The organism is Sphingomonas sp. S2M10 (assembly GCF_012650175.1).
Classification (GTDB): domain Bacteria; phylum Pseudomonadota; class Alphaproteobacteria; order Sphingomonadales; family Sphingomonadaceae; genus Sphingomonas.
Map to the genome: position 1 here is coordinate 86,271 of NZ_JAAILI010000086.1, position 24,710 is coordinate 110,980.

The 24,710-nt window shown below is 66.6% G+C and carries 23 protein-coding genes and 1 riboswitch; of the genes, 15 read left to right on the forward strand and 8 right to left on the reverse strand.

What is annotated here, in order from left to right:
* Positions 1 to 35: 35 nt before the first annotated feature.
* On the reverse strand, positions 36 to 2,504 hold the full coding sequence (locus tag S2M10_RS21430) for a TonB-dependent receptor (RefSeq protein WP_168847890.1): 2,469 nt from the start codon (positions 2,502 to 2,504) through the stop codon (positions 36 to 38).
* Positions 2,505 to 2,701: 197 nt separating this feature from the next.
* Here S2M10_RS21430 and S2M10_RS21435 point away from each other — a divergent pair, with 197 nt between their 5' ends.
* The 3 genes from S2M10_RS21435 to S2M10_RS21445 all read left to right on the forward strand — a co-directional run bounded on the left by S2M10_RS21435 (position 2,702) and on the right by S2M10_RS21445 (position 4,769).
* Positions 2,702 to 3,499: a sterol desaturase family protein gene (locus S2M10_RS21435; RefSeq protein ID WP_168847891.1), complete on the forward strand. Its 798-nt coding sequence runs from the start codon at positions 2,702 to 2,704 to the stop codon at positions 3,497 to 3,499.
* Positions 3,453 to 3,848: a DUF2141 domain-containing protein gene (locus S2M10_RS21440; protein ID WP_247650951.1), complete on the forward strand. Its 396-nt coding sequence runs from the start codon at positions 3,453 to 3,455 to the stop codon at positions 3,846 to 3,848. The genes S2M10_RS21435 and S2M10_RS21440 overlap by 47 nt, the downstream gene beginning before the upstream one ends.
* A 63-nt stretch (positions 3,849 to 3,911) precedes the next feature.
* The gene (locus S2M10_RS21445; RefSeq protein WP_168847892.1) at positions 3,912 to 4,769 is read left to right on the forward strand and encodes a MipA/OmpV family protein; all 858 of its coding nucleotides are present in this window, start codon (positions 3,912 to 3,914) and stop codon (positions 4,767 to 4,769) included.
* Positions 4,770 to 4,819: 50 nt separating this feature from the next.
* Here S2M10_RS21445 and S2M10_RS21450 read toward each other — a convergent pair whose 3' ends face one another.
* Together S2M10_RS21450 and S2M10_RS21455 are read right to left on the reverse strand one after the other, a co-directional pair.
* The gene (locus tag S2M10_RS21450; protein WP_168847893.1) at positions 4,820 to 5,863 is read right to left on the reverse strand and encodes a Gfo/Idh/MocA family oxidoreductase; all 1,044 of its coding nucleotides are present in this window, start codon (positions 5,861 to 5,863) and stop codon (positions 4,820 to 4,822) included.
* Positions 5,863 to 7,053 (reverse strand): Gfo/Idh/MocA family oxidoreductase, encoded by a 1,191-nt coding sequence (locus S2M10_RS21455; RefSeq protein ID WP_168847894.1) that lies wholly within the window; start codon positions 7,051 to 7,053, stop codon positions 5,863 to 5,865. The genes S2M10_RS21450 and S2M10_RS21455 overlap by 1 nt, the downstream gene beginning before the upstream one ends.
* Positions 7,054 to 7,235: 182 nt before the next feature.
* Positions 7,236 to 7,346, forward strand: a riboswitch (TPP riboswitch).
* A 46-nt stretch (positions 7,347 to 7,392) separates the two neighbouring features.
* Between S2M10_RS21455 and thiC the strand changes: the two genes are divergently transcribed.
* Together thiC and S2M10_RS21465 are read left to right on the forward strand one after the other, a co-directional pair.
* Positions 7,393 to 9,261 carry a phosphomethylpyrimidine synthase ThiC gene (gene thiC, locus S2M10_RS21460; protein WP_168847895.1) on the forward strand — a complete coding sequence of 623 codons (1,869 nt, stop codon included), beginning with the start codon at positions 7,393 to 7,395 and terminating at the stop codon, positions 9,259 to 9,261.
* Positions 9,262 to 9,296: 35 nt separating this feature from the next.
* Positions 9,297 to 10,037 carry a hypothetical protein gene (locus tag S2M10_RS21465; protein ID WP_168847896.1) on the forward strand — a complete coding sequence of 247 codons (741 nt, stop codon included), beginning with the start codon at positions 9,297 to 9,299 and terminating at the stop codon, positions 10,035 to 10,037.
* Positions 10,038 to 10,114: 77 nt separating this feature from the next.
* Here S2M10_RS21465 and S2M10_RS21470 read toward each other — a convergent pair whose 3' ends face one another.
* Genes S2M10_RS21470 through ung form a run of 3 tightly spaced genes read right to left on the reverse strand, consistent with a single transcriptional unit; the run spans position 10,115 to position 11,237 of the window.
* Complete coding sequence (locus S2M10_RS21470; protein ID WP_168847897.1) at positions 10,115 to 10,306, reverse strand: TraY domain-containing protein; 192 nt, start codon at positions 10,304 to 10,306, stop codon at positions 10,115 to 10,117.
* The gene (locus S2M10_RS21475) at positions 10,303 to 10,500 is read right to left on the reverse strand and encodes a hypothetical protein (protein WP_168847898.1); all 198 of its coding nucleotides are present in this window, start codon (positions 10,498 to 10,500) and stop codon (positions 10,303 to 10,305) included. Before S2M10_RS21475 ends, S2M10_RS21470 begins: the two co-directional genes overlap by 4 nt.
* 38 nt (positions 10,501 to 10,538) lie before the next feature.
* Entirely contained in the window at positions 10,539 to 11,237 is a 699-nt protein-coding gene (gene ung, locus S2M10_RS21480; RefSeq protein WP_168847899.1) for a uracil-DNA glycosylase, read from the reverse strand.
* 105 nt (positions 11,238 to 11,342) lie between these two features.
* On the opposite strand from ung, the gene S2M10_RS21485 reads away from it, so the two are divergent.
* Complete coding sequence (locus S2M10_RS21485; protein ID WP_348770654.1) at positions 11,343 to 11,900, forward strand: hypothetical protein; 558 nt, start codon at positions 11,343 to 11,345, stop codon at positions 11,898 to 11,900.
* A gap of 20 nt (positions 11,901 to 11,920) precedes the next feature.
* Here the strand turns inward: S2M10_RS21485 and ubiG are convergent, their stop codons facing one another.
* Positions 11,921 to 12,652, reverse strand: a complete 732-nt coding sequence (ubiG, locus tag S2M10_RS21490) for a bifunctional 2-polyprenyl-6-hydroxyphenol methylase/3-demethylubiquinol 3-O-methyltransferase UbiG (RefSeq protein ID WP_168847900.1) — start codon at positions 12,650 to 12,652, stop codon at positions 11,921 to 11,923.
* Between the two features lie 58 nt (positions 12,653 to 12,710).
* Here ubiG and S2M10_RS21495 point away from each other — a divergent pair, with 58 nt between their 5' ends.
* From S2M10_RS21495 to S2M10_RS21530, 8 genes are all read left to right on the forward strand, one after another.
* The gene (locus S2M10_RS21495) at positions 12,711 to 13,982 is read left to right on the forward strand and encodes an aspartate kinase (protein ID WP_168847901.1); all 1,272 of its coding nucleotides are present in this window, start codon (positions 12,711 to 12,713) and stop codon (positions 13,980 to 13,982) included.
* 66 nt (positions 13,983 to 14,048) lie between these two features.
* Positions 14,049 to 15,080, forward strand: coding sequence for a nitronate monooxygenase (locus S2M10_RS21500; RefSeq protein ID WP_211091211.1), 1,032 nt, complete (start codon positions 14,049 to 14,051; stop codon positions 15,078 to 15,080).
* A gap of 240 nt (positions 15,081 to 15,320) precedes the next feature.
* Positions 15,321 to 17,597, forward strand: coding sequence for a phosphoenolpyruvate--protein phosphotransferase (ptsP, locus tag S2M10_RS21505; protein ID WP_168847902.1), 2,277 nt, complete (start codon positions 15,321 to 15,323; stop codon positions 17,595 to 17,597).
* A 111-nt stretch (positions 17,598 to 17,708) separates the two neighbouring features.
* Positions 17,709 to 18,650: a helix-turn-helix domain-containing protein gene (locus S2M10_RS21510; protein ID WP_168847903.1), complete on the forward strand. Its 942-nt coding sequence runs from the start codon at positions 17,709 to 17,711 to the stop codon at positions 18,648 to 18,650.
* An 82-nt stretch (positions 18,651 to 18,732) separates the two neighbouring features.
* Positions 18,733 to 19,635 carry a hypothetical protein gene (locus S2M10_RS21515; protein WP_168847904.1) on the forward strand — a complete coding sequence of 301 codons (903 nt, stop codon included), beginning with the start codon at positions 18,733 to 18,735 and terminating at the stop codon, positions 19,633 to 19,635.
* A complete protein-coding gene (gene tilS, locus S2M10_RS21520) occupies positions 19,613 to 20,629 on the forward strand; it encodes a tRNA lysidine(34) synthetase TilS (RefSeq protein WP_168847905.1) in 1,017 nt (338 codons plus the stop codon). Before S2M10_RS21515 ends, tilS begins: the two co-directional genes overlap by 23 nt.
* A gap of 47 nt (positions 20,630 to 20,676) precedes the next feature.
* Positions 20,677 to 22,659 (forward strand): ATP-dependent zinc metalloprotease FtsH, encoded by a 1,983-nt coding sequence (ftsH, locus tag S2M10_RS21525; RefSeq protein ID WP_211091212.1) that lies wholly within the window; start codon positions 20,677 to 20,679, stop codon positions 22,657 to 22,659.
* Positions 22,660 to 22,736: 77 nt separating this feature from the next.
* On the forward strand, positions 22,737 to 23,105 hold the full coding sequence (locus S2M10_RS21530) for a hypothetical protein (protein ID WP_211091213.1): 369 nt from the start codon (positions 22,737 to 22,739) through the stop codon (positions 23,103 to 23,105).
* 185 nt (positions 23,106 to 23,290) lie between these two features.
* On the opposite strand, the gene S2M10_RS21535 is transcribed toward S2M10_RS21530, so the two are convergent.
* Positions 23,291 to 23,533, reverse strand: coding sequence for a hypothetical protein (locus S2M10_RS21535; RefSeq protein WP_168847907.1), 243 nt, complete (start codon positions 23,531 to 23,533; stop codon positions 23,291 to 23,293).
* A gap of 255 nt (positions 23,534 to 23,788) precedes the next feature.
* Here S2M10_RS21535 and S2M10_RS21540 point away from each other — a divergent pair, with 255 nt between their 5' ends.
* Positions 23,789 to 24,691 (forward strand): manganese catalase family protein, encoded by a 903-nt coding sequence (locus tag S2M10_RS21540; RefSeq protein WP_168847908.1) that lies wholly within the window; start codon positions 23,789 to 23,791, stop codon positions 24,689 to 24,691.
* The last annotated feature ends 19 nt before the right edge of the window (positions 24,692 to 24,710 follow it).

Sequence of the window (24,710 nt, forward strand, 5' to 3'; positions counted from 1 at the left end):
GCGCCGGCCCGGCCGGCGCCTCCTTCACCGGTGCGTCAGAAGCTGTATTTCGCCGAAACCGACACCGTCCGGCCATTGACCGAGCGGCCCCAGCCGATGCCGTTCGCCGGCACCTCGCTCTGGTTGAATTCAAAGAAGCCGCGCTGGTCGAACAGGTTGCTGGCGTTGACCATCAGCTCCACGTTGCGGATCGGCCGGATCAGCGCGAAGGCGTTGACCACCGTGAACCCTGGCATGCGCAGGAGGTTGCTGTCCTGCGCGTAGCTCCCAGTGATGGTCACGACATTGGCGCCCAGCGTTGCCTGGCGCAGTTCGATCTGCGGCGTCGCCTCCAGCGTCCAGGTCGGCTGGTGGCGCGGTTCCTTGCCGGTCAGCGCGGCATCGAGCTTGTCCCGGGTGATCTTCGCCTTGGTATAGGTGGCGCCGGCGGTGATGCTGAAGATGCCGTGGCGATAGCCGCCCTCCATCTCCACGCCGGTGGCGCGATAGCTGCGAATCGTCTGGTTGGCCGATCCGTTGAGGACGTTATGGTCGTCCGCCGTCGCGCGGAAGGCGGTGACGTTGAGCGTCGCGCCGGCCTTGCGGAACTTGAAGCCGCCCTCGAGCTGGCGAACCTCGTCATATTTGTCGGTCGGATCGGGCACCCCGCCGGTGGTGGCGCTCACCGCGGGCGTGAACAAGATCTTGTCGGCATTGGCGCGGGCACCGCGGCTGTAGCGCGCGAACACCGAGAACGGCTCGGCGACGCGGTAGTTGATGCCGCTCGAATAGCTCCAATAGCCGTAATCATAGTTCACCGGCGCCGGCGCATCGAGCGGCAGGAAGGCGACGCGGGTCTCCGCGGGCGAGATCACGCCGTCACCATTGACGTCGTAGCGGACCACGCCGTTGCGGTTGCCGCCCAGATCGGCGCCGAACAGCTGCCCGCGCACCCGCCCGCGATCATAGCGGACGCTGCCGCCGATCGAGATCTTGCCGACATGGTAATTGACGGACCCGTACGGCGCGAGAATGTCGTAGGAGACGTCGAAGATGCGGCGGAACTTGCTGCCGTTGCGGCTGAACGCGTAATAGCCGCCCAGCGTCTGCGCCACCCCGGCCGCGTTGAAGATGTCGACCATCGCCGTTCGCCCGCCGCCCGCGACATCGGTGTTGATCGCGGTGTGGAGCCACTGGGTGTGCAGCTGCTGGTTCGCCTTGTAGAGGCCCCCGGTGACGGTCAGGTCGCCGCGGCCCAGCTTCCACACGCGCGTCGCGCGGAAATCATTGGTGAAATTGTCGAGGGACCGGGCGCGGGTCTGCGAGATGTAGGAGAACATCAGCAGACCGTTGCCGTTGATCGGCGTGGTGGTGGAAATGAGCTGGCCGGCATTGGGGCCGGTCGCGTAGCGCGCGGTAGCGCCGGCGCCCCCCTGGGAGGCGGCGAGTGCCGCGACCGTGGTGATGCTGGAGGGGAAGGCGCGATTGAAGTCACCGCTGTTCTTCGCATAGCGCGTGCGGTTCGACAGCGTGAAGCCGCCGATATCGAACTGCGCCTCCAGCCCGATCGACTTGGAGGTGGGGTGCATGCCGTTGGCGACGGGGAAGCGCTGCAGCTTGTTCTCGCCGTCCAGCGTGATCACCGGGCCGATATAGGGAGACAGCGTCGAATCGCGACGGATGTCGAACCCGGGCACGTCGCCGATGACGGGATTGTCGTTGGTGCCGGTGATGCGGATCGCATAGGGCGCGAAGGTGGGCGAGCGATCGTCCAGCCACTTGCCGTGCAGGCGCACATAGCCGTTGGCGAACTGCTTGGTCACGTTCAGGCGGACCTGCCCGCCCTTGAAGCCGGTGAAGCCGATGTCCCGCGGCCCTTCCCCCGAGCGATAATAGCCGCCGACATGGAAGCGCCAGCCGCCGCCCAGCGGGCTGCCATAGTCGAAGTCGAGGCGCTTCTCGCCATAGTCCACGCCGGTCGTCAGACGGACCGCGCCGCCGGCGACTTCGCCCGTCTTCGAAATAAGGTTGATCACGCCGCCGGGCGCATTGGACGAGAAGGTCGAGCCCGAGCCGCCGCGGATCGATTCGATCGCGGCGACATTGAAGTCCGCCCGCATGAAGACGTCGGCGGCGATGTTGAAGAAGTCGCCGAACTCGAGCACCGGCAGTCCGTCTTCCTGGAACTGCATGTATTTCGATCCGCCCGCCGCCAGCGGCAGACCGCGGACCGTGTAGTTGGCGTTGCCCTCGCCGATGCCGCTCTCCACGCGCAGGCCGGGCATGGTGCGCAGAATGTCGCCGAGCGGGCGCGGCCCAAGCTTCTCGAATTCGCTGGCACGATAGGCGCTGGTCGACGTCGCGCTGTCGAGCCGGTCGCGACCCTTGGCAACGCCCGTGGAGAAGACCTCCTTCTCCGGCACTTGCGCAGTAGAAGGCTTGGGCGCGTCCGGAGTGGACTGTGCGAAGGCGGTCTGCACCATCCCGCTGGAGCAGAAAGCGAGCAACCAGTAACGCAACTTCATGGTAAACTCTCCCGACCCGTCCTTGTATTCTCTGGGTCGGGCACCCTAAGCGCGACGCTATTACGCTCTATTACCAGGCATCTTCGTAGAACTACGAGTGCCGAGGCGCCGCTATCCCCGGATCTGTGGCGGCGGCCGCGGCCGGTCGGTTCGCTCTGGATTGCCGCGCTGCCCGCGAAGGCGTAGCAGCAGGAGACATGGACATCGCCCTCGCCATCTTCGCTTCCGCGATCGCCATGACCGTGATCGTGGGGGTGCGCTATGTCGCAGCCTCGGCGGGTTTCGCGCTGGCGACCCGGCTACGGCACCCCGGCCTCTATGCGGGTCTCGATTCGCAGATCCGCAGGGAGATCGGTTGGAGCCTCGCCTCTGCGGCGGTCTATGGCATCCCCGCCGGCATCGTCGCCTGGGGCTGGAAGACGCAAGGCTGGACGCGGATCTATGCCGATGTCCACGCCTATCCACTCTGGTACCTGCCGGTCTCGGTATTCCTGTACCTGTTCCTCCACGACACCTGGTTCTATTGGACGCACCGGGCGATGCACGTGCCGGCGCTTTTCCGCCGCTACCACGCCGTCCACCATGCCAGCCGCCCGCCCACCGCCTGGGCGGCGATGAGCTTCCACTGGGGCGAGGCGCTGTCGGGGGCGATCGTGATACCGCTGCTGGTCTTCGTGATTCCCATTCATGTCGGCGCGCTCGGCTTGGTCCTGACGATCATGACGGTTATGGGTGTGACCAATCACATGGGGTGGGAAATCTTCCCAGCCTGGATGTGGCGGGGGCCTTTGGGCGCGTGGCTGATCACAGCGAGTCATCACCAGCGCCATCACGAGCGGTATGGGTGCAACTATGGACTATATTTCCGGTTCTGGGACCGGCTGTGCGGGACGGACCAGGGGTTGGGGCGGTTCGATCCTGCAGCGGGCCGGGCTCGCGCTGGTCGCGTTGCCGCTGCTGACCAGCGCCGCGCCGCTCGCGACCCTGGAGCTTGATTTCACCAAGCTGCGCTCGACCCGGGGGCTGCTGCAGATCTGCCTCGCGCCGGCCGCCAGTCAGTTTCCGGATTGCCGCGACGGGCACGGCGCGATCAAGCGGACCATTCCCGCCGCCGACGGCACCCTGCGGCTCAGCGGCCTCGCCCCTGGCGACTATGCCGTGGCGGTGATTCACGACGCGAACGGCAACGGCAAGCTCGACACCTTCATGGGCATCCCGCGCGAAGGCTTCGGCTTCTCGCGCAACCCGGTAATCGGCTTCGGGCCGCCGCGCTTCTCCGCCGCGCAATTTCCGCTGCAGGGGGGCAGCGACCGGCAGGAGGTGAAGCTGCGCTATCTGCTTTAGGAACTGCGCGGGCGTGCAGGCGTTCCGGGGTGCTGATCCTTCGATCCTGTTCCGGAGTGCCTGATGTTATTCCTGCGTACCGCGGCGAGCGCCGCCCTTTTCTCGCTCCCGCTGTTCGCCGCTGCGCCGGCCTTCGCCCAGCAGGAAGCGCCGGATTCCCCGCCCGACCTGACCCGCGACACCGTGATGGTCGGCGTCGGTGCTGCCGTGGTGCCGAGCTATGACGGGTCGGACAAGAGCGTGATCACTGCTGCGCCGGCAGTTCGCGGCCGCGTCTCGGGCATCAACTTCGCGCTGCTCGGCGGCCGCGCTTGGGCCGATCTCATCGCAGACAATAGTGGGCCTGGTTGGGACTTCCAGGCCGGCCCGGTGGTAAACCTCAATCTCAACCGCACCTCGCGCATCGATGACGTGCAGGTCGCCGCGCTCGGCAAGGTGAAAACTGCGATCGAGGCCGGCGGCTTCGTCGGCGTCGGTAAGCAGGGGCTGATCACCAGCGACTATGACAAGTTGACGGTGGGTGTTTCCTACACCCACGATGTCGGCACGGTGCACAAAAGCTATCTGGTGTCGCCGTCGATCAACTATGGCACCCCGCTCAGCCGCAAGGCCTATGTGCTGCTGAATCTGTCGGCCAACTACATGGGTAACGGCTATGCCCAGACCTATTTCGGGGTGACGCCCGGCGGCAGCGCCCGCAGCGGCCTGCCGGTCTACAATGCGCGCAAGGGCTGGAAGGACTGGACGCTGGGCGCGATGGGCAATGTCTCGCTCACCGGCGATCTGACGCACGGCCTGTCGGCGGTGGGCGGCGTGGCCTATCGGCGCATGCTGGACGAGGCAGCCGATTCGCCGGTGGTGCGGATCGCGGGGTCGCGCAACCAATGGTACGGCGCGGTCGGGCTCGCCTACACCTTCTGAGCCGCGGCGTGCGGGCCGGTGGCGAAGGTGCTGCCGAGCCCGCCGTCCGGTCAGAGAAGCGCCCGTGCCTGATCGATCAGTTCCAGCGTGCGCACCGACCGTTCCAGCGGCACCAGCGGGCTTTCCCGCAGGCCGGCGGCCACGCAGCGTTCCACTTCCACGATCTCGTCTTCCAGTCCATTGGTGAACCAGCGTGTCCCGCCGCCGAAGGCGGCGTGCAGCTGGCGTATGCGACGATTGGATTTCACGCCGCCAAGCAGGCGCGCCTTCAGACCGGGCATCCCCGTCGGGCGATGGAAGGCAGCGGCCGGGTCGCGGCGGCTGGTGGTGATGCTGCGCGGCGCATTGACCGGCTCCGACGCGACGATCCGCCCATGGCTGCCAGAAAGCACCGCCATGTTGGCGCCGAGCCGATCGATCGCGGCGTCGAGCATTGCATGGGCGCCGTCGGCATTGCGCAGCAGCAGGGCGGCATCCAGGTCGGTTCCGTCCGCAGCCTTGCGCCCCTGCGCCTGCACCAGGGTCAGATCGCCCAGCGCGGCCTGGGCCAGCGCCAGCAGATAGACACCGCGATCGAGCAGCGCGCCGCCACCGGCCGCTGCCTCGAACAGCCGCGGCATCGTCGCCGGGGCCTGCGCGACGGCGAAGCTCGCCTGGAACATCTCCAGACGCCCGATGCGACCGTCGGCGACATCAGCCAGCGCCGCCTGCCAGGCCGGCGTGCACAGCGACCACAGACCTTCCATCGCGAACACCCCGGCCGCGCGGGCCGCGTCCACGATCCGGCGCGCATCGGCTGCGGTGGTGGCGAGCGGCTTCTCGCACAGCACCGACTTGCCCGCCGCGATCACGGCAAGGCAATCCGCGACATGGGCTTGGTTCGGCGTCGCGACATAGACGATGTCGACATCGTCCCGTGCCGCCAGCGCCGCGGCACTGTCGGCAACCGCGCCGAACCCGAAGGCGCGGGCGAAGGCCGCCCCGGTCTCCTCGCGACGCGAGGCGACCGCGCTCCGGATCGCGCCCGGCACGCGCGTCAGGGCCAGCGCGAAATGCGCCGCGATGGCCCCGGTGCCGACAATGCCCCAGCGCATCAGATGCGCGCGAGCAGCGGCACCACGCGGCGCTCGAAAAAGCCCAGGCGGTTCTGGTCGACGGTCGGGCTCGCCTGGAGCGGCGGGATGCTCGTGCACCGGCTCTTCACATGGTACACATCGGTGCGCGACTTGCTGGCGTCGATCGCCAGCGAGACTTCGTTGAAGTGGACGCAGAAGTCGAGCGGGACGCGCGACGGGCGCCCTTCGCGCTTCGCCTCGACCATTTCGATCGCGCCGCGGACATAGTCCATCTGCGCCACGCTGCCCTCCGGGATCGGGAAGGCGGGCTTGCGCGACTTCACCTTGACCGGGAAGGGCGAGAGCATGAAGCGGCGGCGCACCTTCAGCCAGCGGCGGAAGGAGATCGGCGTGCCGTAATACCAGACGTCGTCGGCGGTGAGTTCGCCTTCCTGCCCGAAGATGCGGAAGACATGGTCGCGCGGCGCGACGATGCCGCAGGTGAGGCGCGCGACCATGCCGTTCTCGAAGCGCAGGCTGGTCACCGAATAATCGGGCGCCTCGGGCTTGTGCAGGGTCGGCTTGCCGGGGGCGATCAGCGAGGAGAAGGCGTGCACCTCGGTCACCGAGCCGAACAGCGCGATCAGCCAGCTGAGGCAATAGCCGGCATGTTCCAGCGTGCAGCCGACCTCGAATTCGTCCTCGGCCGGCCAGGGGGCGCCGGAAACGCTCTTCCAGGTGCGGTAGGGCGACTTGCCGACGAAATTGTCGTCCATCTCGGCATAGGTGAGGATCGGCTGGCCGATGCTGCCCGCCTCGATCGTCTCGCGCACGGCGTCCAGCGCCTCGCTCAGATGGTTGCACGGCGCCGAGCCCAGCGAGACGCCCTTCTCGGTTGCGAGATCGCGGAGCGATTCAATGTCCTCGATCTTCATCGCCAGCGGCTTTTCGGACCAGACGTCGAAGCCGCGCTCGATGCAGTCGCGCGACACCTTGTAATGTTCGTCCGGCGGAGTGAGGTTCAGGATCACGTCCGCCTGGAGACCGTCGAAAAACGCTTCGCGATCGGTGACCGTGGGGATCTTCCAATAGTCGCTGAACCGGGCAGCGTGGGCGGGTTCGATGTCGAACGCGCGCACGACCTGCACGCCGGTGCGCGCGCGAATGGTGTCCATGTAGAAATCGGCGACAAAGCCGCAGCCGATGATCGCAATATTGACGACGCTCACCCCGGACTCCCCCATAGTCGTTGTTCGGATTGCAATGGCTCGGCTCGCATAGCATCCTTTTGCAGCGCAGCGAAACGACAGAATGCGCCGCCATGCTATTGGGCGTGCATGCGAAGAACGTGTTGATGTCGGTGTACTAACCCAGGGGCATTGCCCGCGTCCGCACAAGTCTTTACAGCAACCACCATTCCCCGGGGGACCGCTGGCGCAGCGGTTGAGAGGAGGGCCGCAGCCCTCGACCCGCTGAACCTGATCCGGTTGACACCGGCGTAGGGAGGGAGGGTCTTGTTCCCCGAGGTCCGTCTGCTCTCCTTACGTCCGCCCAAGGAGTAGACGAGCATGGCCGACATTCCCGCCAAGACCGAAATCGGCGTTACTACCGGCCCCATTCGCGGCAGCCGCAAGATCCATGTCGGCAAGCACCGCGTCGCGATGCGCGAGATCCATCTGGAGCCGGGCAGCGGCGAGGCGCCGGTCCGCGTCTACGACACCTCGGGCCCCTATACCGACCCTAATGCCCGCATCGACATCATGGCCGGTCTGCCGGCGCTCCGCCGCGACTGGATCCTCGCTCGCGGCGATGTCGAGGCCTATGACGCGCGCCAGGTAAAGCCCGAGGACAATGGCCTGAAGGGCCCGGATCGCTCGGCCGGCGTGCCGCAGTTCCCGAACGTGGTGCAGCGCCCCTTGCGCGCCAAGCCGGGCATGAACGTGTCCCAGATGCACTATGCCAAGCGCGGCATCATCACGCCCGAGATGGAATATGTCGCGGAACGCGAGAATCTCGGCCGCGAGCGGCTCGCCGAATATGTTCGCGACGGGCAGGACTGGGGCGCCTCGATCCCCGACTATGTGACCCCTGAGTTCGTTCGCGACGAAGTGGCGCGTGGCCGGGCGATCATCCCGAACAACATCAACCACCCGGAAAGCGAGCCGATGGCGATCGGTCGCAACTTCCTGGTCAAGATCAACGCCAACATCGGCAATTCGGCGGTCGCCAGTGACGTGGCGAGCGAAGTCGACAAGATGGTCTGGTCGATCCGCTGGGGCGCGGACACGGTGATGGACCTTTCCACCGGCCGCAACATCCACGACACCCGCGAATGGATCCTGCGCAACTCGCCGGTGCCGATCGGCACGGTGCCGATCTACCAGGCGCTGGAGAAGGTGGGCGGCATCGCCGAGGACCTTACCTGGGAGATCTTCCGCGACACGCTGATCGAGCAGGCCGAGCAGGGCGTCGACTATTTCACCATCCATGCCGGCGTCCGCCTGCCGTACATTCCGATGACCGCAAAGCGCGTCACCGGCATCGTCAGCCGCGGCGGCTCGATCATGGCCAAGTGGTGCCTCGCGCATCACCGCGAATCCTTCCTCTACGAGCGGTTCGACGAGATCACCGAGATCATGAAGGCCTACGACATCGCCTATTCGCTGGGCGACGGCCTGCGCCCCGGCTCGATCGCCGACGCCAATGACGAGGCGCAGTTCGCCGAGCTCTACACGCTGGGCGAGCTAACCAAGCGCGCCTGGGAGCAGGACGTGCAGGTAATGATCGAGGGCCCCGGCCATGTGCCGATGCACAAGATCAAGCAGAACATGGAAAAGCAGCTCGAGGCGTGCGGTGAAGCGCCCTTCTACACGCTCGGGCCGCTGACCACCGACATCGCGCCGGGCTATGACCATATCACCAGCGGCATCGGCGCGGCGATGATCGGCTGGTACGGCACGGCGATGCTCTGCTACGTCACGCCGAAGGAGCATCTGGGCCTGCCCGACCGCGACGATGTGAAGGTGGGCGTGGTCACCTACAAGCTGGCGGCGCACGCGGCGGACCTCGCCAAGGGCCATCCGGCGGCGAAGGTGCGCGACGATGCGCTGAGCCGCGCGCGCTTCGAGTTCCGCTGGCGCGACCAGTTCAACCTGTCGCTCGATCCGGACACGGCGGAACAGTATCACGACCAGACGCTGCCGGCCGAAGGCGCCAAGACCGCGCATTTCTGCTCGATGTGCGGGCCGAAATTCTGCTCGATGAAGATCACCCAGGAGGTCCGGGACTTCGCGGCGAAGCAGAACGCCTCGGCCGATACCTTCCTGGCGGCGACGCCGGCGACGGTGGATGCCGAAGCGGGCATGGCCGAGATGAGCAAGGTGTTCCGCGAGACCGGCAGCGAGATTTACATTGGAAATGAGCGCGGCTCTAAATAAAGTCTATGAGTAGGTGAAATGTTGAGGGCTGCGATTTGGCTGGCTTTGCTGCATTGATACAGGCACTTGCTGCGCTAGTTGCGGCCCTCGCATGGCCCGTAGCCTTCGTGGTTACGGCCTTCGCGTTTCGTCTGGAAGTTCGTCAAGTTTTAGCAAAATTCCCGACGTTCATAGATCGAATAAAGGCGATTAAAATCGCGGGCATAGAGACTCAGCTTGATAAAGTTGTAGAGAAGCTAAATGCGAATCCCGTAGAAGGTGGGGTGGTAAGTTCAGTTGAGATTGAAGCTGCAGCCAAGATCGTTGCTGAAACCAAGTCTCTTGAAGACTCTGATATTTCTGTGCAGATGGATAAGCTTTGCATTGAGTATGGAGTTACTAGAAAGGTCATGAAGGCTGGGTTCGAGAGAACCCAAATTATGAACGGTATTCTTGGTCGGATGCGTTCATTGGCTCCCTCCCTTTCGCAAAAATTGGAATTTTATAAAGGATCGTCTGATCCGGGGTATCGGCTTGCAGCGGTTGCGATGATGCAGATGGAACCTGAAAAGGGCGATCTGCAATGGTTAATTGACCGCTTCCGAGTAGAGCATGCATTCATCTTCTACCATGCTGCGTTGGTAATGAAGAGTATGTTTGCCAGTGCCCTCCCAGATAAAAAAAGAGCCATTTTATCGGCGGCGGCAGATTCTCTTGCTATCTTGAAAAAATTCGACGGAATCCCAGACAAAAATTCAATAGTTGTCCTGGAGAGTATATTGAATAGTGTAGAGTAAGTGGCGTCGCGTCCGTCCTTTGAAATACGCGTGCCGCTTCGTAGGGATGCATCAGCCCTTCAGGTTGACCTCAGCCTTCAATTCCGCCAGAGAAATTGCGTTTTCAGACCGGCATCTTTCGTCCGCTCTTCGGCAAGGCAGAAGTCTTCCAGATCGTCAAGATGGGTGAGGATCGCTTCCCGGACATAAAGAATCGTGTCGCGACCTGTTCTCGCAGCAAGCGCTTCAAGACGTTTCTCGGTCTCCGCGTCTATTCGCAGGGCAATCATGATATTGGTCCACACTCGGCAGCGGCGGCGGCGCTATCGAGACCGGTCATCACCGCATCCAATACACTTGCCGGGATCAACAGAACGCTTTCGCCCTGCGCGCGAATCAGTCTAGCAATCGCACCATCGCTGACGACGCGATGGATTGCGCCGTCCATATCCTGACTGAGCTCAGACTCGGTGATCGTCTGCATACGTAGTTCATAGCTTCAAATCCGGGGCCGCGCACGCCTCACTCCAACGCCGGCAATGCCCAGTCGATCGGCTTCTGCCCGATGCTTTCCAGAAACGCGTTTGCCTTGCTGAAATGCCGGCTCCCGAAGAACCCCGAATGCGCCGAGAGCGGCGAGGGATGGGGGGCCTTCAGCACCAGGTGCCGCCCGCCCTTGTCGATCGAGTCGACGAACGCCGCCTTTTTCTGCGCGTGGGCACCCCACAGCAGGAACACCACAGGCTCGGTCTTGGCATTGACCAGCCGGATCACCGCGTCGGTAAAGCGCTCCCAGCCGCGGCCCTGGTGGGCGGCGGCGCGGCCCATTTCCACGGTCAGCACCGCGTTGAGCAGCAGCACGCCCTGCCGCGCCCAATGCTCCAGAAAGCCGTGCTGGGCGCGAGGGATGCCGAGGTCGGTCTCTATCTCCTTGTAGATGTTGACGAGGCTCGGCGGCACGCGCACGCCCGGCTTTACCGAGAAGCACAGGCCGTGCGCCTGCCCCTCGCCATGATAGGGGTCCTGTCCGAGGATCACCACGCGCACCTGCTCCAGCGGCGTCAGGTCGAGCGCGCGGAACCAGGCATTGCCCGCCGGGAAGATGCGCTTCCCCGCCGCCCTCTCCGCGCGCAGATAGTCGCGGAGGGCCGTCATATAGGGCTGGGCGAATTCCGCCTCGAGCGGGGCGAGCCAGCTCGGGTGCAGCTTGATCGTCGACATGAACCCTCTGTCCCGTCCGGGCGCAGCGCTGTCAATCGAGGGCTATTGACAGCGTTGACCCCTGCGATAGCCTCCAGCGTAACGAAAACATCGAGGAGGGGTGCCGTGAAATCGTGGCGTGGCATGGCCGTGCTGTGTCTGTCTGTCGTCGCGCCGCCCGCGCTGGCGCAGGCGCAACCGCAGCAGGCCGATATTTCCAAGCAGATCATCAATGCGCCGACGCCGGAGACGTTCAACGTCTATGGCCTTAGCGCCAAGCCCGCGGTGGTGAAGGACAAGAACGTCCAGGGCGGCCGGGCGCTTCGGGTACCCATCGCCACCGCGTCGGACCAGCCCTGGAGCGTCGGCCTCATCTCGTCGATCAACCAGCCGGTGAAGAAGGGCGACAAGCTGGTGATCGTCGTCTGGGCGCGGGCGGAAAAGCTGCCCGAGGGCGCCGGCAGCGCGAAGATCGCCACCATCCAGGTCGGCCTCGCCAAGGAACCCTATTCCGCCGTGTTCAAGGGCGAGGGCGAGGTGGGCAGCGAATGGAAGATGCTGCACGTCGTGGGGACTGCCGACCGCGACTATGCGGTGGGCGACATTTCCGTCTCGCTGCATCTCGCCACCGCCAAGCAGGTGCTCGACATCGGCCCGGTCCTGCTGCTCGACCTCGCCCGGTGAGCGACGCTGCCGTCCGCCGCTCAGGCGCGGACGGCAGTGACCAGATAGTTGAGCGCCTCGTTCTCGCTGACCATGAAGCCGCGGGCGGGCGAGAAGGTCAGGCCCTGGCGGTCGATCACCTTCATGCCGGCATCGGCCAGCAGCGCCTCCAGCTCCTCGGGCTTGAGGAAGCGGCGCCAGTCGTGCGTGCCCTTGGGGATGGCGCCGGTGCCTTCGGCCAGCGTGATCATCGCCAGGCGCGACAGCGGCGTGCGGTTGGGCGTGGAGAGCACCATCAGCCCGCCCTCGGCCAGCGCGCCGGCAAGCCCGCGCACGAAGCCGGCAGGATCGCTGACATGCTCGATCACCTCCATCGAGGTAACGAGGTCGAAGCTGCGGCCAGCCAGATCCTCGATGCCGCCGTGGACATAGTCGATCGGCAGCCCGGACAGCGCCGCATGCGCGCGTGCCGCGCCGATATTCTCGCCCGCCGCGTCCACGCCCGTCACCCGCGCGCCGAGGCGGGCGAGCGGTTCGCACAGCAGCCCGGCGCCGCAGCCGACGTCGATCGCAGTCTTGCCGGTCAGCGGCATGAAATTGGCCGAGTCGCCGCTCCAATGCACGTCGATCGCGCGGCGGATATAGCCCAGCCGCGCAGGATTCAATCTGTGGAGCATGGCGGAGGAGCCCTTAGGATTCCACCAATCGGCCGCCAGACGACCGAAATGTTCCGCTTCACGGGGGTCAATCGTAGCTATTGTTGCGTTCGGCATCGCTGGCTCCTATCAGGCTCGCCCATCTCTCCCAAGGCCAGGAAACAAGCAACCAGCCATGGCGCGTATCGTAATGAAGTTCGGCGGCACATCGATGGCCGGGATCGAGCGTATCCGCAGCGTCGCCGCCCGCGTCAAACGCGAGTGGGAGGCGGGTAACCAGGTCGCGGTGGTCGTCTCGGCGATGGCGGGCGAGACCGATCGGCTGGTCGGCTTCTGCCGTGAGGCCTCGTCGCTCTACGACCCCAAGGAATATGACGTCGTCGTCTCCGCCGGCGAGCAGATCACCAGCGGGCTGCTGGCGATCGCGCTGCAGGCGATCGGCGTGCCGGCGCGCTCCTGGCTCGGCTGGCAGCTGCCGGTGCAGACCTCGGACGCCTTTGCCAAGGCCCGCATCGAGGATATCGGCACCGACGCACTGCTCGCCAGCATGGGCAAGGGCGAAGTGGCGGTGATCCCCGGCTTCCAGGGCGTGCACGAGGACCGGATCACCACGCTCGGCCGTGGCGGATCGGACACCTCGGCGGTGGCGGTGGCGGCGGCGGTGAAGGCCGATCGCTGCGACATCTACACCGATGTCGACGGGGTCTATACGACGGACCCGCGCATCGTGCCCCGCGCACGCAAGCTCAAGCGCGTGACCTATGAGGAAATGCTCGAACTCGCCAGCGTCGGCGCCAAGGTGCTCCAGACCCGTTCGGTCGGCCTGGCGATGAAGGAAGGGGTTCGCGTGCAGGTGCTCTCGTCCTTCACGGGCGACGACGCGCCGATGGCAGATACATTGCCCGGGACGATGATCGTGGGCGAAGAGGAGATTCAGGACGTGGAACGCCAGCTCATCACCGGCATCGCGCACGACAAGAACGAGGCCAAGATCACGCTCACCGCGGTGCCGGACAAGCCCGGCGCGGTGGCGTCGATTTTTACGCCGCTTGCCGATGCCAGCATCAACGTGGACATGATCATCCAGAACATCGCGCACCAGAGCGCCGGCAGCGCGAGTGCGACCGACGTGACGTTCACGGTGCCGGCGGCGGACCTTGCCCGTTCGCTGGAGATCCTCGCGCAGCAGAAGGACGCGATTGGCTTCAGCGGCGTCAGCCACGACACCCGCGTCGCCAAGGTCTCGGTGGTCGGCGTCGGCATGCGCAGCCATGCTGGTGTCGCCGCGACGATGTTCCAGACGCTGGGCGCGCGCGGCATCAACATCCAGGCGATCACCACCTCCGAGATCAAGGTCTCGGTGCTGATCGAGGAAGACTATACCGAGCTGGCGGTGCGCGTGCTGCACACCGCCTATGGCCTTGACGCGGACGACGTCGCGGCCTGAGCCGGGCCTCGGAAAGGGGCAGGCGCCTCTTGCCGAGCCGGGGGCGGCGGCGCTAGGCGGGCGGCCATGACTTCTGTTTCTTCGATCGGCGCCGAGCGCCTGGCCCGCCGCATGGCGCGCGGTTGCGCGTTCCTGGGCAGCGAGACCGCCATTCTGGGCGGCGCGATGTCCTGGGTGTCCGAGCGCAACCTTGTCGCCGCCATCTCCAATGCGGGCGGCTTCGGCGTGATCGCGTGCGGCGCGATGAGCCCCGAGCTGCTCGACGCCGAGATCGCCGCGACCAAGGCGCTGACGAGCCGGCCCTTCGGCGTCAACCTCATCACCATGCACCCCCAGCTGTTCGAGCTGATCGAGGTGTGCGGGCGCCACGGCGTCGGCCATGTCGTGCTCGCGGGCGGGCTGCCGCCGGCGGGGTCGCTCGATGCGATCAAGGGGCACGGCGCCAAGCTGATCTGCTTCGCGCCCGCGCTGAGCCTCGCCAAGAAGCTGATCCGCTCGGGTGTCGATGCGCTCGTCGTGGAAGGCATGGAGGCCGGTGGGCATATCGGCCCGGTCTCGACCAGCGTGCTCGCGCAGGAGATCCTGCCGGAAGTGGCCGCTCAGGTCCCGGTGTTCGTCGCGGGCGGCATCGGCCGCGGCGAGGCGATCGCGGGCTATCTCGACATGGGCGCGGCGGGCGTCCAGCTCGGCACCCGCTTCGCGGCGGCGACCGAGAGCATCGCGCACGCCAATTTCAAGAAGGCGTTCATCCGCGCCTCGGCCCGCGACGCGGTCGCCAGCGTGCAGATCGATCCGCGCCTGCCGGTGATCCCGGTGCGCGCGCTCAAGAATGCGGGCGGCGAGCTGTTTACCGCCAAGCAGCGCGAAGTGGCGCAGGCGCTCGACCAGGGCGGCATCGAAATGGCCGAGGCGCAGCTCCAGATCGAGCATTATTGGGCGGGCGCGCTGCGCCGCGCGGTGATCGACGGCGATATCGAGCATGGCAGCGTGATGGCCGGCCAGTCGGTCGGCATGGTGACCAAGGAAGAGCCCGTCGCGACGATCATCGAAACGCTGATGGCCGAGGCCGCGCATGCGCTGGAGAAGCGCGCGGCATAAGCGGCCGCGCCTTTCGCAAACCCATCGTCATCCCCGCGCAGGCGGGGATCTATGGGCGCTGAATCCGCGGTTCCTGCCCCCCCCCAGCGTCCTGGCAAATGGATTCCCGCCTTCGCGGGAATGACGGTGGTCGGTTCGGCGGGCATCCCTTGCCTGCCGAAACGTCAACAGCGCCGCTTTCCGCGCTTTTGCTGCGCACCCGGCTTGGCGCGGATGCGCACAATCTGTTAGCGCTGTTGCATGGCCTTGACCGCAGCCGCCTCCGCCCGGGAAATCCTTACCCGCCTTCACGATCTGATGGCGAAACGGCTGCCGGTCCAATCGAAGCTGAACGCCGTCGTCAACATCATCGGCGAGGCGCTGCATAGCGAGGTCTGCTCGATCTACCTGCTCCGCGAGGGCGTGCTCGAGCTGTTCGCGACCCGCGGCCTCAAGCAGGAGGCGGTGCACGTCACCCGGCTGGGGATGGGCGAGGGGCTGGTCGGCACAATCGCCGCGCATGTCGAGACGCTCAACCTCGACGAGGCGACCAGCCACCCCAATTTCGTGCATAATCCGGAGACGGGGGAAGACCGCTTCCACAGCTTTGCCGGCGTGCCGATCATCCGGCGCGAGCGCGCGGTGGGCGTGCTTGCCGTGCAGCATGTCGATCCGCGCCGCTATGCCGATATCGAGATCGAGGCGCTGCAGACCGTCGCGATGGTGCTTTCCGAGCTGATCGCCAATGCCGAGCTGATCGACGCGGCGGGCGGCACCTCAACGCGCCTTCAGCCGACCGCGGCCGGGACGATTAGAGGCTTTCGCCTGGTAGAGGGCATGGCGCGCGGCGTCGCGGTGTTCCACCAGCCGCGCATCGTCATCGAGCATACCGTGGCCGATGATACCGACGCCGAACGCCACCGCCTCTATGCCGCGTTCGACAAGATGCGCGAGCAGATCGATCGCATGACCAGCCAGGCCGAATTCGGCAGCGGCGGCGAGCATGAGGAGATTCTCGCCACCTACAAGATGTTCGCCTATGACGAGGGCTGGAGCCGGCGCATCAACGAGGCGATCGATTCCGGCCTAACCGCCGAGGCGGCGATCGAGCGCGTCCAGCAGCGCACCCGCCAGCGCATGCGCGAGATCGACGATCCGCTGCTCCGCGACCGGATGCACGATCTGGAGGACCTCTCCAATCGGCTGCTGCGCATCGTCTCCGGCCAGCTTGGCACCGCCGCGCAACTCGGGTTGCGGCACGATTCGATCCTGATCGCGCGCAATCTCGGCCCGGCCGAGCTGCTCGAATATGACCGGCGGCGGCTGAAGGGCGTGGTGCTGGAGGAAGGCTCGCTGACCGCGCATGTCACCATCGTCGCGCGCGCCATGGGCGTGCCGGTGCTGGGTCGCGTGCGGGACGTGCGCCGGGAGGTGGCCGAGGGCGACCTGCTGCTGCTCGACGTGGGCGAGGAAAGCGTGTTCGTCCGCCCCTCGCTGGCGATGGAGGAGGCGTTCGAGGGCAAGCTGGCGCTCAGCCAGAAGCGGCGTGCGGCCTTCGCGCAACTCAAGAATGTCGCGCCGATCACCCAGGACGGGCATCGCGTTACGCTGATGGTCAATGCCGGGCTGCGCGACGACGTCTCCGCGCTCGACCTGACCGGCGCCGACGGCATCGGCCTGTTCCGCACCGAATTTCAGTTCCTCGTCTCCGCCACGCTGCCGCAGCGCGAGGCGCAGCGCAGGCTCTATCGCGACGTGCTGGAGGCGGCAGGCGACCGGCCGGTGGTGTTCCGCACCGTCGATATCGGCGGCGACAAGGCTCTGCCCTATTTGAACCATGACGAGGATGGCGAGGAGGAGAATCCCGCGATGGGCTGGCGCGCGCTGCGCCTGGCGCTCGATCGCGACGGTCTGATGAAGGCGCAGGCGCGCGCGCTGATCGAGGCGGCGGCGGGGCGCACGCTGAACGTGATGTTCCCGATGGTCTCCGAGCCCTGGGAGTTCGACCAGGCGCGGGCGCTGTTCGAGGCGCAGCATGGCTGGCTCGCCGCGCGCGGGCGCAAGATGCCGACCGAGATCCGCTACGGCGCGATGCTGGAGGTGCCGGCACTGGCCGAGGTGCTCGACCTGCTGCTGCCCAAGCTGCAGTTCCTCTCGATCGGCACCAACGACCTTACCCAGTTTCTGTTCGCCGCCGATCGCGCGCACCCCAAGCTGGCGCTGCGCTATGACTGGCTGAGCCCGGCGATCCTGCGCTTCCTGAAGCGGGTGAGCGATCAGGCGCGCACGGCGGGCGTGCCGGTGGCGGTGTGCGGCGAAATGGGCGGGCGGCCGCTGGAAGCGCTGGCGTTGATCGCGCTCGGCATCGATCGGCTTTCGATCACCCCGGCGGCGGTGGGGCCGATCAAGGCGATGCTGCGCTCGCTCGACCGCGGCGCGGCGATGGGGGCGATGGACGAGATGCTGCGCCATCCCCAGGCGCCGCTGCGCGACGTGCTGACCGGCTGGGCCGATGCGCACGGCGTCGAACTGGCCTGACCTTCCGGATGAATGATTTCCGCGCGGCGTTGACAGCAGCACGGCGGGGAGGGCATCCCCTGCACGACAAGGCGGGCGTCCCAGGGTCTAACGCGTTCGCCGGAGGATAGAATGCAAGGCGATACGCCCGAAGAGTCCCCCTCGTACACTGCCCGTCCCGGTGAACGTCTGCGTGCCGCGCGCGAAGCGATGGGGCTGGATCTCCCCGAGATCGCCGCGCGCACCCGCATCCCGCAGCGCCATCTGGAGGCGATCGAGCAGGGAACCTATTCGGGGCTGCCCTCCATCACCTACGCCACCGGCTTCGCCAAGGCCTATGCCCGCGCGGTGAACGTCGACGAAGTGTCGATCGCGCACGATGTTCGGGAGGAGCTCGGCCAGATCGAGCGCCCGGTGCTGACGCCGGAATATCCGCTGCAGGAGCCGTCGCGCGCGGCGCCTAGCGGGATCGTGTGGTTCGGCGTGATCGTGGCGCTCGTGATCGTGGCCGGCATCGGTATCTGGTATGGCACCAACTGGTTCCGCGGCGGCGCGGCGCAGGGCGACGGCCTGGTCCAGCAGCTCGAACCGACGCCGACCCCCATGGCGGCCGTACCCGCGCCGGCGCCGAGCCCGACCATTCCGGCGGTGGAGCATGTCACGCTCGTCGCGCGCGGCCCTGCCTGGATCCGCATCACCGACGCGACCGGCAAGCGGTTGGCGGAAAAGGAACTGGCGGCCGGTGAACGCTACGAAGTGCCCGACGATGCCGATCGACCGCGCATCCGTACCGGTCGTCCGGACCAGCTTCAGGTGCTGCTGAACGGCAGCGAAGTCGCGCCGCTCGGCACCGAGGTGGAAGTGATCGAGACGGAGCTGACCTCGGCGGCATTGCGCGCCCGCGGTCAGCCGGGCGCGACCCCGTCATCGACGCCGGTCGCGACCGACGCCGCGACGCCGCCGCGCGAGCGTCCGCTGCGTCGGCGCAGCACGCCGCGTGCGGTGGAAGGCGGCGACGCGACGGCAACGCCCGCGGACGGCACGACGCCAGCCGGCGACACGCCGACTCCCTGAGGGGGTGGCGCAAGCGGGCGCCGCTTGGCTATAGCGGCGCCACGCCTCCGCTCCCCGGGGGGCGCTGAGGGAATTATCGACGATGCGTATTGCTTTCGCAGCGGCACTGGCCTTCGCCGCGTTCGGCTTCAACGGCACCGCCATCGCCCAGGACGGCACTGTCGGCCAGCGGGTCGATAAGCTGGAGCGCGAGATGCGCGCAGTGCAGCGCAAGGTGTTCCCGGGCGGCGCGGGAATGACGGTGGAGCCGCAGATCACCCAGCAGGTCGACACCACCCCGCCGGGCGTTCCGGCCACGACACCGCTCGCGGATCTCACCCAGCGCGTCGCCGCGCTGGAGAGCCAGATCCAGACGATGACCGGGCAGATCGAGCAGAACCAGTACCGCATGCGCCAGCTTGAAGAGGCGTTCGGCGCCTACAAGGCGGCGAATGATGCGCGTATCAAGGCGCTGGAGGCGCCCGAGCCGGTTGCCGATGCCATGCCGACGGAAGGTGTGGTTGCCGCTTCGGGCGACTCCGCGCCAGCACCGGCGCGCGCCTCGGCCGATCGCGCCGCCAAGGTCGCGGCCGTTGAGAAGCCGAGCACCGGCGATGCAGGCGAGGACCTCTATCTCTACGGTTTCCGCCTGTGGCAGGCGAAGCTCTATCCCGAGGCTGCCAAGGCGCTGGAACAGTACAAGGCCAAATACCCGACCGGCAAGCGCGCCAGCTTCGCGCGCAACCTGCTCGGCCGCACCTATCTGGACGACAACCGCGCCAGTCTCGCGGCCATCGCGCTGTACGAGAACTACACCGCCAACCCGAACGGCGAGCGCGCGGCCGACAGCCTTTATTATCTTGCCCAGGCGCTGGTGAAGCTGAAGAAGCCCGCGGGCGAGGTTTGCAAGGTCTATGAGGAGCTGAACAGCGTCTATGGCGCGACGCTCTCCGCCGAGATGAAGGCGGGCGTCGCCAAGGGCCGTGCGGATCAGCGCTGCAAGTGACGCGTCGCTGATCGACGCGATCGCGGGCGCGGACGTCGCCCGCTTCACCGTCGACTGGTGCGCGGTTGCGGGGCGGCCGCCCCGGCTCACCGAACCGGTCGGCGTTGCGGTGTCCGGCGGCACGGACAGTCTGGCGCTGCTGCTGCTCGCCCGCGCGGCGTTTCCGGGCGCGGTGGTTGCCGCCACCGTTGATCACGGCCTGCGCGCCGAGTCCGCCGACGAAGCGGCGTTCGTGGCGGCGGTCTGCGCCCGGATCGGCGTGCGGCACGCCGTCCTGCCCGCCCGGCCCGAAATGCTGGCGGGCGGCAATCTTCAGGATCGGGCTAGGGCGATGCGCTATCGCTGTCTGGCTGACTGGGCGGCGGCTTTAGGCACGCCATGGGTTGCGGTGGCGCACCAGCAGGACGATGTCGCCGAGACCTTCCTGCTCCGCGCGCGGCGCGGGGCAGGGCTGGGCGGCCTCGCCGCGATGCTGCCCGCCCGGCCGCTGCATAGGGGCGAGGGGGCGCCCTGGCTGGTGCGGCCATTGCTCGGCTGGTCGCGGCGTGAACTCGCCGCCCTTGTCGCGGCGGCCGGCATCGTCGCGGTAGAGGATCCCTCCAACCGTCACCCGCGCTTCGACCGCAGCCGGATCCGCGCGCTGCTTGCGGAGACGCCCGAGCTGCCCGCCGCGCGACTGGCGCGCGCCGCCGCCACGCTGCGCGATGCGGAGGCTGCGCTTGCCTGGGTGGCGGATCGGGAATGGGCGGTTCGCGCCGAAAATGCGGCGGGCGGGGTGTCGCTCGACCTCAACGACCTTCCGCGCGACATCCGTCGCAGGCTTGTCCTGCGGGCGCTCCACGTGGTGCAGCAGAGCCTGCCCCCGCGCGGTTCCGGGCTTGACCGGCTGATCGCCGCGGTGGATGCCGGGAAGGTGGCGACCTTGGCCGGAGTCGTGGTGCGACCGGGGGCCCGCTGGCGGTTCTCGCCGGCGCCCCCGCATCGATCACCATGATCGACGTTGTTCCATTGTCATTGACGCCGCCGCGCCTATCTTAGGGCTTGAAAGGTACCGGGTACACGATGAGCGAAAACGGCAAGCAGCAGGGTCCGGAAAACGGGGGCAACAACCCCTGGATGAAGAGCCTGCTCATCTGGGTAGGTATTCTGGCAGCCCTGGCGCTGTTCGTCACCTTGTTCGACACGCGCACCGCGCAGCCCGCGGGCAATGCGATCCCCTATTCGACGTTCCTCGACAAGGTACAGTCGGGCGACGTCAAGGACGTCAACATCGCGGTCGGCTCCGGCGCGATCACCGGTACGACGAGCGAGGGCAAGTTCCGCACCAACAACCCGGGCGATCCCAAGCTGGTCGAGACGCTGCGCGAAAAGGGCGTGGTGATCAACGCGCGGCCCGAGGACAGCCCGTCGATCTGGCAGTATATCCTGGTCCAGTCGCTGCCCTTCCTGCTGTTCCTCGGCATCGCCTTTTTCGTGCTGCGCCAGATGCAGAAGAATTCTGGCTCGGGCGCGATGGGCTTCGGCAAGAGCCGCGCCCGCCTGCTGACGCAGAAGGAAGGCAAGGTCACCTTCGACGACGTCGCCGGCATCGACGAGGCGCGCGAGGAGCTGCAGGAGATCGTCGAGTTCCTCAAGGACCCGTCGAAGTTCGCTCGCCTGGGCGGCAAGATCCCCAAGGGCGCGCTGCTGGTCGGCTCGCCCGGTACCGGCAAGACGCTGCTCGCCCGCGCGATTGCGGGCGAGGCGGGCGTGCCCTTCTTCACCATTTCGGGTTCGGACTTCGTCGAGATGTTCGTCGGTGTCGGCGCCAGCCGAGTCCGCGACATGTTCGAACAGGCCAAGAAGTCGGCGCCGTGCATCGTCTTCATCGACGAAATCGACGCGGTCGGCCGTTCGCGCGGCGCAGGGCTGGGCAACCAGAATGACGAGCGCGAGCAGACGCTCAACCAGCTGCTCGTCGAGATGGACGGCTTCGAGGCGAACGAAGGCATCATCATCGTCGCGGCAACCAACCGCCCCGACGTGCTCGATCCGGCGCTGCTGCGTCCGGGCCGCTTCGACCGCCAGGTGCAGGTGCCGCGCCCCGATATCGAAGGCCGCGTGAAGATCCTGCAGGTCCACATGAAGAAGGTGCCGATCGCGCCCGACGTCGATGCCCGCGTCATCGCGCGCGGCACGCCGGGCTTCTCGGGTGCCGATCTCGCCAACCTGGTCAACGAAGCGGCGCTGCTCGCGGCGCGTCGCGGCAAGCGGCTGGTGGCGGCGCAGGAGTTCGACGACGCGCGCGACAAGGTGCTGATGGGCGCCGAGCGCCGCTCGATGGTGATGACCGACGACGAGAAGCGGATGACCGCCTATCACGAAGCCGGCCACGCCCTAGTCTTCGCGCACGAGCCGACCGCCGATCCGATCCACAAGGCGACGATCATCCCGCGCGGCTTCGCGCTGGGCATGGTGCAGCCGCTGCCGGAGCGCGATTCGTACAGCTATCACCGTGACAAGATGCATGCCGACATCGCCGTGGCGTTCGGCGGCCGCGTCGCCGAGGAACTGATCTTCGGCTATGACAAGGTCAGCTCGGGCGCCTCGAACGACATCATGCAGGCGACCCGTCTCGCCCGCGCGATGGTGACGAAGTGGGGCCTTTCGGACAATCTCGGGCCGCTTGACTTCTCGGAGAGCGAGGACAGCTTCACCGGCTATTCGGTGGCGCGTTCCAAGCCGATGTCCGACGAGACCGCGCGGCTGATCGACGCCGAGGTGAAGCGCTTCGTCGAACAGGGCCTCAACCGCGCGCGGCAGATCCTGGGCGACCATACCGACCAGCTCCACACCATCGCGCTGGCGCTGCTCGAATATGAGACGCTGACCGGCGAGGAGATCAAGAAGCTGATCGCCGGCGAGACGCTGGATCGCGGCGACCCGACGGGGACGCCGGGGATGCCCTCGGTGGGCGGCACTTCGATCCCCAAGACGCGCAAGCTGAAGGATCCGTTCGGCAACCCCGCGCCGCAGGGGGCCTGAGCCCTCCGGCATTGCCCGGTTGAGCCTGGCTAGGATAGAGAACGCTCCCGGGAATGCTTCCCGGGAGCGTTTTTCGTATGCGAAGACTAGTTCTGGCGGCCGGTGGAATGATGCTGGTGGCAATGCCCGCGCACGCGATGAGCGTCGCCGACTTTCTCGCCAAGGTGAACGCGCTCAAGGCGAAGGGCGCGATGGCGATGTTCTCCCCCGACATCGGCGTGCTGAAGCGCGAAGTGGAAGGTGCCTCGGACGCGTATCGCGCCGATCTCGCCGCCGCCGCCGCGGCCGGCAGGAAGCCGGGCAGCTGTCCGCCGCCAAAGGGCAAGACCAAGGTCGGCAGCACCGAGCTGATCGCCGCGTTCGAGAAGATCCCGCCGGCACAGCGAGGAATCAGCGTGAAGGCGGCCTTTGCTGCGATGATGGAGCAGCGCTTCCCGTGCAAGTGATGGCGGGGGGAGGCGTGTCGTGAAGGCTCTTTCCTAGACGGCTTCGCCCGCTACCCTCACACCCCCTCCCAATATCAGGGGAGCAGCGCCCCGCGCTGTTCAGGCCATGCCGGGAGCATGGCCGACCTGATATTCCCTCCCGCAAACGGGAGGGGGACAAGAGCGCGGGAGGATGGCGTCCGCACCTACTCCCCCCTGGTCGTCGCGTTCGGGTTCGGCCCGCCCTCATAGTTGATATGGCTCTGCCCGCCATGGCCCATCACATTGCCGGGGCCCTCCTTTGCGGCCTTTTCCGGATAGGGGTTCGGATAGGCGCCGCCTTCGCTTTCGCCCTTGGGCCGTCCCTGCGTATCCACGTCCGACACGCCATCCGGCGCGCCCTTGTGCGCCTCGCCGCCGCTCGCCTGCATCGGCTGTTTGTCGCTCATTCGCCAAGCTCCTGATCTTCGTGTTGCGCTCGCAAATCAACGAAGCGGTGTGCGCGGCCGTTCCGCTGATCGGCCCAATCGTTCAGCGGTGCGCCACCAGCTATGTTGAAGAAGCCGGAACGACCCGCGCAGTTGCGCGCAAACAGCGCCCAAGTTGATGCACGTTATGATGAAAAAGAAGCGATCATAACCGAAGTATGTGAACCATGTCGAAGCCCAGCCGCTCTCTTCCCGTACCACCCAAGGAGAGACGGCATGTTCATGCACAACAAACGCCTGCAATATACCGTGCGCGTAGCCGAACCCAACCCGGTCCTCGCCTCGCTGATGCTCGAGCAGTTCGGCGGGCCGGACGGCGAGCTGGCCGCGGCGATGCGCTATTTCACGCAAGGGCTGGCCGAGGACGATCCCGGCCGCAAGGACCTGCTGCTCGACATCGCCACCGAGGAACTGAGCCATCTCGAGGTGATCGGATCGATCGTCGCGATGCTCAACAAGGGCGTGAAGGCGCATGTCTCCGAAGGCGATATGGAAGAGGCCGAGCTCTACATGTCGCTGACGCAAGGCGGCAACAGCCATACCCAGGCGATCCTCTATGGCGGCGGCCCGGCGCTCACCAACTCGGCCGGCGTGCCGTGGACGGCGGCCTATGTCGACAGCCGCGGCGATCCGACCTGCGACCTGTGCTCGAACATCGCCGCCGAGAGCCGCGCCAAGATCGTCTATGAGCGGCTGATCAACCTCACCGACGATGCCGGCATTCAAGACGCGCTCAAGTTCCTGATGACCCGCGAGGTGGCGCACCAGAAATCGTTCGAGAAGGCATTGTATGCGATCGAGGACAATTTCCCGCCGGGCAAGCTGCCGGGCGTGCCCGAATATGCGAGCATGTACGTCAACACCTCGCAGGGCGAAGGCGACATGCTCGGGCCGTGGAACGATGGGCCGGAATGGGACCGCGTCGACGATCTCCAGCAGACGCTGCCGGCGGACACGGGCGACGGCATGCCGACGGTGACGCTGGGTTCGGCCGATACCGCCGCGCTTACACAGCTCGCCGCGCGGACCAAGTCCGACCCCTCGACCAACCCGACCACCGGCGCCGACATCGCCGCCGGCCCGGGCGCGGGGCGGACGAAGAGCGACGTGGAAGCCTGAACCTTCCACTTCCCGGCCG

Excerpts from the sequence above, each read along its gene's own strand:
- S2M10_RS21430 (WP_168847890.1), bottom strand. The coding sequence starts at position 2,504 with ATGAAGTTGCGTTACTGGTTGCTCGCTTTCTGCTCCAGCGGGATGGTG.
- S2M10_RS21435 (WP_168847891.1), top strand. The coding sequence starts at position 2,702 with ATGGACATCGCCCTCGCCATCTTCGCTTCCGCGATCGCCATGACCGTG.
- S2M10_RS21445 (WP_168847892.1), top strand. The coding sequence starts at position 3,912 with ATGTTATTCCTGCGTACCGCGGCGAGCGCCGCCCTTTTCTCGCTCCCG.
- S2M10_RS21450 (WP_168847893.1), bottom strand. The coding sequence starts at position 5,863 with ATGCGCTGGGGCATTGTCGGCACCGGGGCCATCGCGGCGCATTTCGCG.
- thiC (WP_168847895.1), top strand. The coding sequence starts at position 7,393 with ATGGCCGACATTCCCGCCAAGACCGAAATCGGCGTTACTACCGGCCCC.
- S2M10_RS21470 (WP_168847897.1), bottom strand. The coding sequence starts at position 10,306 with ATGATTGCCCTGCGAATAGACGCGGAGACCGAGAAACGTCTTGAAGCG.
- S2M10_RS21475 (WP_168847898.1), bottom strand. The coding sequence starts at position 10,500 with ATGCAGACGATCACCGAGTCTGAGCTCAGTCAGGATATGGACGGCGCA.
- ung (WP_168847899.1), bottom strand. The coding sequence starts at position 11,237 with ATGTCGACGATCAAGCTGCACCCGAGCTGGCTCGCCCCGCTCGAGGCG.
- ubiG (WP_168847900.1), bottom strand. The coding sequence starts at position 12,652 with ATGCCGAACGCAACAATAGCTACGATTGACCCCCGTGAAGCGGAACAT.
- S2M10_RS21495 (WP_168847901.1), top strand. The coding sequence starts at position 12,711 with ATGGCGCGTATCGTAATGAAGTTCGGCGGCACATCGATGGCCGGGATC.
- S2M10_RS21500 (WP_211091211.1), top strand. The coding sequence starts at position 14,049 with ATGACTTCTGTTTCTTCGATCGGCGCCGAGCGCCTGGCCCGCCGCATG.
- ptsP (WP_168847902.1), top strand. The coding sequence starts at position 15,321 with ATGGCCTTGACCGCAGCCGCCTCCGCCCGGGAAATCCTTACCCGCCTT.
- S2M10_RS21510 (WP_168847903.1), top strand. The coding sequence starts at position 17,709 with ATGCAAGGCGATACGCCCGAAGAGTCCCCCTCGTACACTGCCCGTCCC.
- S2M10_RS21515 (WP_168847904.1), top strand. The coding sequence starts at position 18,733 with ATGCGTATTGCTTTCGCAGCGGCACTGGCCTTCGCCGCGTTCGGCTTC.
- S2M10_RS21530 (WP_211091213.1), top strand. The coding sequence starts at position 22,737 with ATGCGAAGACTAGTTCTGGCGGCCGGTGGAATGATGCTGGTGGCAATG.
- S2M10_RS21535 (WP_168847907.1), bottom strand. The coding sequence starts at position 23,533 with ATGAGCGACAAACAGCCGATGCAGGCGAGCGGCGGCGAGGCGCACAAG.
- S2M10_RS21540 (WP_168847908.1), top strand. The coding sequence starts at position 23,789 with ATGTTCATGCACAACAAACGCCTGCAATATACCGTGCGCGTAGCCGAA.